This is a genomic window from Enterobacter cloacae complex sp. P12RS (assembly GCF_014895875.1).
GTDB classification, from domain to species: domain Bacteria; phylum Pseudomonadota; class Gammaproteobacteria; order Enterobacterales; family Enterobacteriaceae; genus Enterobacter; species Enterobacter bugandensis.
The window spans coordinates 1-11038 of the sequence record NZ_JADBQO010000062.1 but is presented as its reverse complement, the minus strand read 5'-3'; the positions used below and the strand labels follow the sequence as shown (position 1 = coordinate 11038).

Annotated in this window: 8 protein-coding genes; 6 read left to right on the top strand and 2 right to left on the bottom strand. The window is 53.4% G+C overall.

All coding sequences use genetic code 11. From position 1 onward, the window contains the following. Window positions 1–77 precede the first annotated feature (77 nt). From IM284_RS22325 to IM284_RS22300, 6 genes are all read left to right on the top strand, one after another. Window positions 78–896 carry a winged helix-turn-helix domain-containing protein gene (locus IM284_RS22325; protein ID WP_157859378.1) on the top strand — a complete coding sequence of 273 codons (819 nt, stop codon included), beginning with the start codon at window positions 78–80 and terminating at the stop codon, window positions 894–896. Window positions 897–1313: 417 nt separating this feature from the next. Further along, window positions 1314–1850, top strand: a complete 537-nt coding sequence (locus tag IM284_RS22320) for a fimbrial protein (RefSeq protein WP_047367856.1) — start codon at window positions 1314–1316, stop codon at window positions 1848–1850. A gap of 180 nt (window positions 1851–2030) precedes the next feature. Continuing rightward, complete coding sequence (locus IM284_RS22315) at window positions 2031–2732, top strand: fimbria/pilus periplasmic chaperone (RefSeq protein ID WP_224065816.1); 702 nt, start codon at window positions 2031–2033, stop codon at window positions 2730–2732. Further along, entirely contained in the window at window positions 2716–5271 is a 2556-nt protein-coding gene (locus IM284_RS22310) for a fimbrial outer membrane usher protein (RefSeq protein ID WP_370552124.1), read from the top strand. The genes IM284_RS22315 and IM284_RS22310 overlap by 17 nt, the downstream gene beginning before the upstream one ends. A 1-nt stretch (window position 5272) precedes the next feature. Continuing rightward, a complete protein-coding gene (gene stbD / locus IM284_RS22305) occupies window positions 5273–6604 on the top strand; it encodes a fimbrial usher protein StbD (RefSeq protein WP_047367853.1) in 1332 nt (443 codons plus the stop codon). 22 nt (window positions 6605–6626) lie between these two features. Next, window positions 6627–7295, top strand: coding sequence for a fimbria/pilus periplasmic chaperone (locus tag IM284_RS22300; protein WP_226838937.1), 669 nt, complete (start codon window positions 6627–6629; stop codon window positions 7293–7295). A 153-nt stretch (window positions 7296–7448) separates the two neighbouring features. Here the strand turns inward: IM284_RS22300 and fumA are convergent, their stop codons facing one another. Beyond that, window positions 7449–9098, bottom strand: coding sequence for a class I fumarate hydratase FumA (gene fumA, locus IM284_RS22295; protein WP_047367851.1), 1650 nt, complete (start codon window positions 9096–9098; stop codon window positions 7449–7451). A gap of 53 nt (window positions 9099–9151) precedes the next feature. Continuing rightward, window positions 9152–10660 (bottom strand): anion permease, encoded by a 1509-nt coding sequence (locus tag IM284_RS22290; protein ID WP_023325580.1) that lies wholly within the window; start codon window positions 10658–10660, stop codon window positions 9152–9154. Window positions 10661–11038: the final 378 nt, after the last annotated feature.

The window sequence follows — 11038 nt, the reverse complement described above, 5'->3', positions numbered from 1 at the left end:
GTAACGCGTCAGGAGCCATTTCGCGCATGCCCGGAGGAAAACTTACTTAATAAGAGTTTATGCATATGAAATTTATAATGAATAAGCAGATAATATTTGACTCAGATATGAGTACACTGGGCCTCGAAGGTTCTCAGGATGAGTTGATTCAAATCTCAAACCCTACGAAGAGACTTTTATTGTTGCTTATTGCCCATAAGGGAGAGGCAATAAAAAGGGAAGTAATATTTAAGAAAGTCTGGGACGACTATGGCATGGTTTCCAGCAACAATAATCTTAACCAGTGCGTAAGCAAGTTACGTAAGATTATGAAGAATCTTGGCATGGATGAGGAGGTGATTGTCACCGTACCCAAAATAGGCTTTATGCTGCATCAGCACGTTGACATCGAAAAATGCTCAGAGCCGGTTGACGTCATCATGGGGGCCCCTTCAGAAACCGAAACCGCTTATATTGCCAACGGACGTTTACTAAAAGGCAAAACTGCCGAAAGCAGCGCGGGCGAAGTATCACGCTGGCGTACGATGAAAACAGGAATAGTAAATCAGCTGGTGCTTTTTTTCGCTGTTGTGGCGCTGGGCGGGGCTGCAGGATTCTGGGTTGCCAGTAAGCCCGTTGAACGTAATGAGATTTACATGGGAAATGCTGGCTCCTGTAAGGTCATGATGTCTGAACAGGCGCTGGACAGTATAACCAATCCTGACGTAAAGAAGGTCGTGATGGATTTAGCGGTAAAGCTTAACCCCGTCTGTAAGAGTAATGAGTATGTCCTGATCATCAAAAGCAGTACGTTCAAAACGTATTCTTCCAATCTCTCGCGTCTCTATTTTATGCGTTGCGGCATGTTGAGTGACGGCAAAGAAGAGATATGCTGGGGGTTATTGCCACCACGTTGAGCGCATTATCCTTTATTTTCCCGGTTTTCGCCGGGAATTTAATCTTCCCTCCCGATCACCGGTTTAATTCTCCCAGAGAATCAACATCCTTTTCTCATTCAAAATCTTGAGAAAAGCATAATTCCTTTTTTTCTCCCTCGCTGGCGCATAAGTAATCACTGAAATTATGACGCGACTGGCATAAAAAACTTAATCGCACATTAAATTACCTCATCTGTAGAATTATAATCTTAAGATTTGCGATTTAATGGTTAATTATTTTTGTAATAGGGATTTTCGTATAGATTTGTTCCTGCAGCTCATCGGGCAGGGTTTACGCGTTCGCCTTTATTTGGCGTTCAATTTCATATGACCGGTTTGTCTGTAAAAAAGGAAGTTTTCATTATCGGTTCAATTGATAAAACAGGAATAAGCGTTATGAACAAGAAAAATATTATTGCGTTAGTTCTGGGGGCGTCACTGGTCTCTGGTGGGGCTTTTGCTGCGTCTGACAACACCATCACCTTCCAGGGGGAGGTGACGGATGAAACCTGTTCAGTTGCCGTAAACGGTAACAGCGCCTCTCCGGTGGTGTTATTGCCAACGGTCAGCGCCTCCGATCTTGCCGCCAGCGGTGATACTGTGGGATCGGTCACGTTTGATATCGGGGTAAGCGGCTGCACGGGCAACGCCAGTGGGGAAACGAAAATCTCGACGGTGTTTGTCGGTAATCAGGTGACGTCTAACGGCAACCTTGGCAACACCGGCACCGCGAAGAACGTTGAAGTCCAGATCCTGGATACCGCCAATGCCGTTGTGAACCTGAGCAATGGCTTTACCGGTAATGGCGACCTCAAGCTGGCCGCAAACCAGACGGACGCCTCCGCTACCTATACCGCGCAGTATTACGCCAACGCAGCGGCGACGGCGGGTACGGTAGAGGCCACGCTGCAATATGCCGTTTCCTATCAGTAACAGGCCGCACTGGAACTAACGTGTGCACGTTTTGCAGGATGCAAACGTGCACATTCCACTCAGCGCATTGCAGTCAGGGTCTCGCCAAACCAGGTTCATTCGACCCGGGAGTTGTTAATAATGATAAGCGTACATCTTCAGCGTATCGCTCAGTACCTGACTTATTTGATATGTGTACTGATGCTGGCAAACACCGCATCCGCAAGCGTCACGATACTGGGCAGCCGGATTATTTATCCTGCCGGGGCCTCGTCCGTTGACGTCCAGCTCAAGAATAATGATGACATTCCTTACGTGATTCAAACCTGGTTTGACGAAGGTAATGTTAACGCGACTCCAGCTGAGGGCGCGAAAATCCCTTTTCTGACGACCCCTCCCGTGTTTCGAATCCAGGCGAAAGCGGGACAAGTTATCCGCGTGACCCATACCGGCGCGCGCGATTTACCGCAGGATCGGGAATCCCTGTACTGGTTCAATGCGCTCCAGGTCCCACCCTCGAATCTCGAGAGTGAAAAAGGGCAGAACAGAATGCTGGTCATGCTACGCACCCGGGTAAAAGTGATTTACCGGCCAGCCGGCATTGGCTCCCCAAAAAATCAGCTGAACGGGCTGCGGGTCAACACCACTTTCGATGCGCAAAAGGGATATGGGATTTCGATAGAGAACCCGCAGCCGTGGTATGCGTCATTAACCCTCATTGAGGCTGAGGCGGGGGGGAAAAAGCATACCCTCACTGCTGATACGGTAGCGCCTTTCGATCGTCAAACGTTTTGGTTTAACAACTGGAAAACCAAAACCGTGGGAAACGGTACGGTCAGGGTATGGCTTGTTAACGATCAGGGAGCACGGATCAATGGGCAATACCCTGTCTCGTACCCCTGAATTTCGTCGCAATCTGCTGGCGCTGTGTATCTCGTTGAACTGCACGGGGCTGGTGGAGGCGAAAGAATATGTTTTTGACTCTTCACTGCTGCAGGGCTCGTCCTGGGGCATGGATCTGGAGCAGTTTAACCGGCATCAGGTCGCACCTGGACGTTATCTGGTGGATGTATACGTCAACAATACGCTGGTGAAAAGCGAAGAAAAGATTGTCTTCCGCGCTAAAGCAGATGGTAGCGATCCTGAACCGTGTCTGGGCAAATCGCTCATGCAGGCCGCAAAACTGAAAGCAGCAGACCGCGATGAGGGGACAGCGTGTCGCCTTTTGAGTGAGTGGGCTGAACATGCAACCTGGCTGTTTGACCAGGCCTCACTGCGCCTCCAGCTGGCTATTCCGATGACGGAACTCCAGCGTACGCCTCGCGGCTATATTCCGGTAAGTGAATGGGACGCGGGGATGGCGGCGATCTTTTTGCGTCATAACACCCGCTACACGTTCACGGAAAATACAGACACTCGCTACCACTATCATTATTTGTGGAGCGGCATCAATGCTGGAACCAACCTTGGGCTGTGGCAGGTTCGACATCAGGGAAACCTGCGCTATGCGGACAGCAGCATAAGTGGAAGCGATTCGAGTTATAACGCCGTTCGAACCTGGGTACAGCGTCCCATCGAACCGATCGATAGCGTGCTGGCTCTGGGTGATAACTATACCGACAGCAGCCTCTTTGGCAGCCTCTCGTTCAATGGGGTGAAACTGGCAACCGATGAACGCATGTGGCCGCAGGGGAAGAGGGGCTATGCTCCGGAAGTCAGGGGCGTTGCATCCAGCAGCGCACACGTGGTGATTAAGCAGCTAAATAACGTCATTTATGAAACCAACGTTCCGCCTGGACCCTTCGTTATCAACGACTTATACAACACCCGCAGTCAGGGGGATCTTGAGGTTGAGGTCATTGAGGCCAGCGGAAAAACATCCCGTTTTACCGTGCCTTATTCCGCTGTGCCTGATTCCGTGCGTCCGGGCAACTGGCAATACGGTCTCTCATTCGGACGCGTTCGTCAGTACTACAGTATTGAAAACACCTTCATGGAAGGCGTGTTACAGCGAGGGCTGAGCAATGAAGTCACCAGCAACCTCGGCCTGCGCGTGGCAAAGGACTACACGGCTTTTCTGGCAGGGGGCGTGCTGGCGACTGAAATCGGTGCAATTGGTCTGAATGCCACCTGGTCTGATGCCCTGGTTGAAAATGATGACCGGCAGCAGGGATGGCGTGCTGAAATCAGCTACAGCAAAACGTTTACGGCAGGCACTAACCTCGTGCTTGCCGCATACCGCTATTCGACGAGTGGTTATCGCGATCTGGAGGATGTGCTGGGCGTTCGCCGCCAGCAGAAAAGCGGTACGGAGTACTATTCAGACACCCTGCATCAGCGCAATCGACTGACGGCGACGGTCAGCCAGCCGATGGGAAGCTGGGGGGTACTTAATTTGAGTGCCAGCACGGCGGATTACTATAGCAATCAGTCGCGTATGACCCAGCTGCAGCTGGGCTACAGCAATCAGTGGCGACGAATTAGCTATGGGATGAACGTAGCCAGACAACGGACGAGCTGGGACTACGGACGCTTTTATACCAGTACTCGCGAGCCGGTTGATGACAGTTCAATAGAGAAATACACCGAAAATACCGTCTCCTTCAACGTGTCGGTCCCCCTGGACTGGGGCAGCAACCTGGCGTCGGTGGCTTACAACTACAACCAGTCGCGCGCCAGCCGCTCCTCGACCGTATCGCTAACCGGCACGGCAGGGGACGGTCGTGACAGATCGTACTCCGTGTACGGCGGATATGAACGTTATCGGGATGGGAGCAGCGGTAACGCCACGACGTTTGGTGGAAACGTCCAGGAAAATACCCGCGTGGGGTCCGTACAGGCCAGCTATGACCAGGGGGATAACTACCGGCAGGCAGGGCTTGGTGCATCCGGAACACTGGTGCTACATCCGGGAGGATTAACGCTAGGGCCGTATACCAGCGACACGTTCGCACTGGTACACGCCGATGGTGCCCAGGGTGCGCGCGTGCAGAACGGACAGGGGGCGACTATTGACGCGTTTGGCTACGCCATTCTGCCGTCGCTTTCCCCTTACCGTAGCAACAACGTCAGCCTCGACTCGCGCACTATGATGGCGGATGCCGAACTGAAAGGTGGAAGTCAGCGCGTCGTGCCCTATGCGGGGGCAGTGGTCCGGGTGGACTTTGCCACGCTGAAAGGCAAAGCCGTTCTCATTACTCTCAGTACCCGTGACGGAGAACTACCGCCAATGGGGGCGGAGGTGCGGGATACCGAGGGAACATTGATTGGCATGGTGGGGCAGGGGGGCCAAATTTATGCCCGTGTCCCGGAAGCCTCCGGTGTGTTGCGCGTGAAATGGGGCAAAGAGCGCGACCAGCGCTGCCGTGTGCCGTATCAAATTACCGGGCGAAACGCAGAGCCGTTGGTTTACCTGAGCCAGATATGTGAAAAGGAAAATTAAAATGCAGGACAGGTTAAAACATTTTCTGGTGCTGGGGCTGTTTTTGCTGATAAGCCAGCCCGCGTGGGCAAACTGCATCAGGGTGACCAGCACGTCATCACTCTCCAGCATGGCCATCGCGGCAGGGTATACTGCCGCCGACTGGTCGGGTGCATGTGATACCTGCCATGGCAATATTGGGCTGCCGGCGATAATCAGTATCAACAGCGGCACTAACTTTCAGCCGTCGGGAACGTTGCTTGCCAGCGCGGTGGGCAATTTTTTAACGGCAGCGACTAATAAAACCTATGCCAGTAATCAAATTCTGTTCCGCTGCGCCCTGTCTGACGCCGGAAGTTTATATGAAATGTATGCCACCAACGGCGATAACGCCTATACCGGCATGTATGCCTCCGCTGAAATTGAGGGTGCATATTATGATGTCGCAAAAAACGTCGCGGTAAGAATGACCAATCTCAGCACCGGGGAATATTACAGCCGCTACTGGAAGCAAAGACAAATCACCTCGGCAGACTGGTATCAGGATGGAACCTATATTTACATTCCAGCCAGCGCATTCAGCAATGTGCTGTATGAAATGTATAAGATTTCATCCACCACCTATTATCTTAACGCCAGCAATTACTATAAAGATGCCTATACCCAACCGCGAGGCTATATAGCCTTTAAAGGCCCCGGGCTGGCATCAAATTCAATCGTGGTGGGCCAGGATAGCGCGATTTATTATTATGGCTGGTATACAAACTGGCCCGGCGCATGGAGTACCTATAATGCCGTGACCTACGTCCGTGGTGCACTATGTCAGGTTAAAGACTATCCCGCCGTTGTGCTTTTACCCACCGTCAGCTCCGCCGCGTTGCAGGCCGGAGGTACCAGTCAGGCTCCGTTCTCGGTCAGCCTCGAGTGCGAGTCAGGTGCGGTTTCCGGTACCGCCACGTCCACGGCCAGCAAGGCAAACGTGGCCATGGGCTTTTTAGTCAACCAGCCCGTTGCTGTCAGTGCTGCGCAAGGGCTGGGGCTGGTGACCAGCGGTGGGGGTCTAACCTGGCTACTGGATTCGCATTACGGTAACAGCGGCGTGGCTTCTGGCGTGGGTATAAAAATCCTTAACCGGAGTGGGACGGCAATCAATTTGTTACCCGACAGGAGCATAACCGGCACGGGAAACTCGCGCGGCTGGTATGCGTATCAGGATCTTACCAGCCTGACGTCGACGGGGGCGGTAAACACCTATACCGGTGATTTTACCGCATCATTAGAGGCCCTCAGTGGGCAAACTGTGACGCCAGGTACGGTTAATGCGCAATTACAAGTCGTTGTTAATTTCCAGTAGGCTTGCTCTGGCAGGCTTGCTGATGACGTGCCTCATCGCTGAGGCCTATGCCGTGGTTAACGTCGATCGGACTCGTGTGATTTTCAGCGCTGGCGAAATGGCCCAGTCGCTGAATCTCTCTAACGATGGTGAAACGCCAGCCATAATTCAGGTCTGGACGGACACGGGCGATCCGCTGGTGCCGCCGGATAAAGTCAGCACGCCGATTGTGTCTACTCCTCCGGTTTTCAAAATGTTGCCGAAGGAGATTCGCTCGTTGCGTTTGCTGCTTACGGCACGTCAGGGGCTGCCGAACGATCGGGAAAGCGTCTTTTGGCTGAATATTTTCCAGATCCAGCCTGAGAGTGAGCGGACCCGGCAGAACGCGCAAAAGTTAATTCTGCCGTTACGCTTAAGGATGAAGGTCTTTATTCGTCCTGCCGACATCGGCGATCCTGATGCTCTTCAGTATCAGACGCTTCAGTTCAGCGCTCAGGATACGCGGTTAATCATTACTAACCCGACGCCCTGGAATATTAGCCTCAACGTGGAGATACCCGGGCAAAGGCCGCTGACCAATATTATGGTTTCGCCACGGGCGGAAAAGGTGATTTTGCCTGATAAGCCACTCTTGCCGGGAAAAACAATAGCCTATCGTGTGATTACCGACGACGGTAATTATCTCAGTTATCAGGCCGTTGTTCGACAATAGCATGCGGCGTTAGCATATATTGAAAAACTAAAATGAAGAAAAAGCGTTTGTATGGTGTGTATGGAGAATAAGAAAACTATTCTCCATACAGGGCAGCGACAGCAGGAGTTAATTAACAAGTTGCTGTCGCTGCTGCTGGCGATATGGAAAATCTCAGCGCTGTGAACAGCCTTTGCACTGCTTGTTCTGGATCTGCTGGAAGAAGTCGTTGCCTTTGTCATCCACCAGAATAAACGCCGGGAAGTTCTCCACCTCAATTTTCCAGATCGCTTCCATACCCAGCTCAGGATAGGCCACGCACTCCAGGCTCTTGATGCTGTTTTGCGCCAGCACCGCCGCCGGGCCGCCAATGCTGCCCAGGTAAAAGCCGCCGTGCTTATGGCAGGCGTCGGTCACCTGCTGGCTGCGGTTGCCTTTCGCCAGCATGATCATGCTCGCGCCGTGGGATTGCAGCAGGTCAACATACGAGTCCATGCGTCCCGCCGTGGTCGGGCCGAGTGAGCCAGACGCGTAGCCTTCCGGCGTTTTGGCTGGACCCGCGTAGTAAATCGGATGATCTTTGACGTACTGCGGCAGCGCTTCGCCGTTATCCAGCAGCTCTTTAAGCTTCGCGTGGGCAATGTCGCGCGCCACGATAATGGTGCCGTTCAGCGACAGGCGGGTTGAGACCGGATGCGCGGAAAGCTGCGCCAGGATCTCGTTCATCGGCTTGTTCAGGTTGATGCTCACCACGTTGCCTTCGCCCTGCTGGCGCAGGGATTCAGGAATGTACTGACCCGGGTTGTGTTCAAGCTTCTCAATCCAGATCCCGTCGCGGTTGATCTTCGCCTTGATGTTGCGGTCAGCGGAGCAGGAGACCCCCATGCCGATTGGGCAGGAGGCACCGTGGCGCGGCAGGCGGATCACGCGGATATCGTGGGCGAAGTATTTCCCGCCGAACTGCGCGCCGAGGCCGAGGTTCTGTGCTTCCTGGAGCAGTTCCTGTTCGAGCTGAACGTCGCGGAACGCCTGGCCGTGCTCGTTGCCTTCGGTTGGCAGCGCGTCGTAGTAGCGGGTGGAGGCGAGCTTCACGGTTTTCAGCGTGGCTTCCGCTGAGGTGCCGCCGATAACAAACGCGATATGGTACGGCGGGCAGGCTGCGGTCCCCAGGGTACGCATCTTCTCAACCAGGTAGTTTTTCAGCTTCGCCGGGGTAATCAGCGCTTTGGTTTCCTGGTAGAGATAGGTTTTGTTGGCAGAGCCGCCGCCCTTCGCCATGCACAGGAATTTATACTCGTCACCGTCGACGCTGTAGAGGTCAATCTGTGCGGGCAGGTTGGTGCCGGTATTCACCTCTTTATACATATCCAGCGCCGCATTCTGCGAGTAGCGCAGGTTGTCTTCAATATAGGTGTTATACACGCCCTGACTCAGGGCCGCTTCGTCACCGCCCCCGGTCCAGACGCGCTGGCCTTTCTTACCCATAATGATTGCCGTGCCGGTATCCTGGCAGGTTGGCAGCACGCCCTTGGCGGCGATTTCAGAGTTACGCAGGAACTGCAGGGCCACGTACTTATCGTTCTCGCTGGCTTCCGCGTCGTTAAGAATGGCGGCAACCTGCTTCTGGTGGGAAGGACGCAGCATAAATGCGGCGTCGTGGAAGGCCTGCTGCGCCAGCAGGGTCAGGGCTTCGGGCTCCACCTTCAGCACTTCCTGGCCGTCGAATTCGGCAACGGAGACGTGCTCGTTGGTCAGCAGGTAGTATTCGGTGTCGTCATGCGAAAGAGGGAAGGGGTTCTGATAAAAAAACGGTTTATTCGACATAGTATTGCTCCACAAAAATAAAACCGCCGGAGGAGAAGTCCGGCGGTCAGGAATCAGAACATCATGGACATCCACGGGTAGCCAATCAGCAGCAGGGCCGCCAGGAAGATGGCACCGAAGATGGTGCCGAGGCGCCAGTAGTCTTTGGTTGGCAGGTAGCCGCTACCGTAGTAAATCGGGCTTGGGCCAGTACCGTACGGGGTGATGATCCCCATCACGCCCAGCGAGGTCACCATCAGCAGAACGAACACTTCCATATTCATGCCCGGAATGGTGGAGGCGATGGTCAGCATCGCTGGCAGCAGCGCCGTGGTGTGCGCGGTGGTGCTGGCAAACAGGTAGTGCAGCAGGTAGAACGCCAGCAGCAGGACGATGGTCGCCACGCCCGGAGAGATACCGCTCATCAGCAGGCCGCCTTCTTTACCTAACCAGCTGATAAAACCGGTAGAGGAGAGGCCATCCGCCAGCGCCACCAGGGTGGCGAACCAGACGAAGGTATTCCACGCCGCTTTGTTGCCAGTGATATCGTTCCACTCCAGCACGCCGGTCCACAGCATCAGGCCGACGATGAGCAGGGCCGCCATCGCGGGTTCAATCCACGCGGCGGCGAAGATCCACATCAGCAGCGCGCAGCATACGAACACCAGCAGAAGGATCTCGTTGCGCGACAGTTTGCCCAGTTTTTCCAGCTCACGGGTCGCCCACAGCGGCACTTCGTTGTTCACCTTCACTTCTGGCGGGTAGAACCAGTAGGCCAGCAGCGGCATGGTCAGAATCAGCAGGATGCCCAGCGGCAGGAAGGCGAGGAACCAGGTCCCCCAGGAGATGTCGATCCCAACCGTACTTTTCACCAGCGCCAGGGCCAGCAGGTTCGGCGCAAGGGCAGAGAGGAACATTGAGCTGGTGATACAGGCCGCGGTGATCGCCACCCACATCAGGTAAGAACCAATCTTACGCGCGCTTGGGTCGTTGGGTTTTGAACCGTACAGCGGCGGCAGGTTAGCGATGATCGGGTAGATGGTCCCACCGCTGCGCGCGGTGTTGGACGGAGTGAACGGTGCCAGCAGCAGGTCCGCAAACGTAATCGCGTAACCGAGCGTCAGGCTGCGACGGCCGAGGTACTTCACCAGAATCAGCGCCAGACGGCGGCCGAAGCGGGTTTTGTCATAGCCTGCGGCGAACATAAAGGCACCGAAAATCAGCCAGACGGTGGAGTTACCAAACCCGCTCACTGCCCACTTAAAGGAGGCGCCCGCCAGCTTGAATTTCGGGTCAGCCAGCTGTTCAGGGCTGAACAGCACCCACTGGCTGCACAGGGCAATGGCGACCACGCCGGTCAGACCGATCACCGCGCCCGGCAGGGGTTCGAAGATAAGACCGACGATCACGCCGACGAAGATGGCGAAGTAGTGCCACGCGTAAGGAGGCAGTCCTTCCGGTACCGGAACAAACAGCAGCAGTACGGCGACGATGACGGGCAGTGCCATCATCAGCAGACGTTTTGCGTTTCCATTTGATGCCTGGTTCGCCACAGGGGGCGTTACAGCAGTTTTTGTATTCATAGTTTCACGTCTTAAGTTGTCAAAAATTCGGTCGCACTGAAAAGTCAAAATTGCTTTCTTAAGTTTCTTTGCTTTTTTTAGTTATTAAAGGTGCGTTTTTGTATTTTCAGTAATAGCGATTTAACGCTTTTTTGTGTGCGTTAAATTAAAAAATGATGATGTTTTTATATTGCGCTTTTAAATGCCATGACTATTGATCGAGATCAAAAAAACAGAATTGCAGCGTTATTTTTATGCTTTTATTAATAACCACTCTGGCGTATGTGGTTATTATCTTTTTTGCGGGTTTATTTTATCATTTCTGTAACAATTTGAATTCTTAATATTTTATATTTAGTTGATTTTATAGGGTGTTTTTGGTTTCTGGTGTAATGGTTT

Coding starts and splice junctions, on each gene's coding strand:
- IM284_RS22325 (WP_157859378.1), top strand. CDS start 78: ATGAATAAGCAGATAATATTTGACTCAGATATGAGTACACTGGGCCTC.
- IM284_RS22320 (WP_047367856.1), top strand. CDS start 1,314: ATGAACAAGAAAAATATTATTGCGTTAGTTCTGGGGGCGTCACTGGTC.
- IM284_RS22315 (WP_224065816.1), top strand. CDS start 2,031: ATGCTGGCAAACACCGCATCCGCAAGCGTCACGATACTGGGCAGCCGG.
- stbD (WP_047367853.1), top strand. CDS start 5,273: ATGCAGGACAGGTTAAAACATTTTCTGGTGCTGGGGCTGTTTTTGCTG.
- IM284_RS22300 (WP_226838937.1), top strand. CDS start 6,627: ATGACGTGCCTCATCGCTGAGGCCTATGCCGTGGTTAACGTCGATCGG.
- fumA (WP_047367851.1), bottom strand. CDS start 9,098: ATGTCGAATAAACCGTTTTTTTATCAGAACCCCTTCCCTCTTTCGCAT.
- IM284_RS22290 (WP_023325580.1), bottom strand. CDS start 10,660: ATGAATACAAAAACTGCTGTAACGCCCCCTGTGGCGAACCAGGCATCA.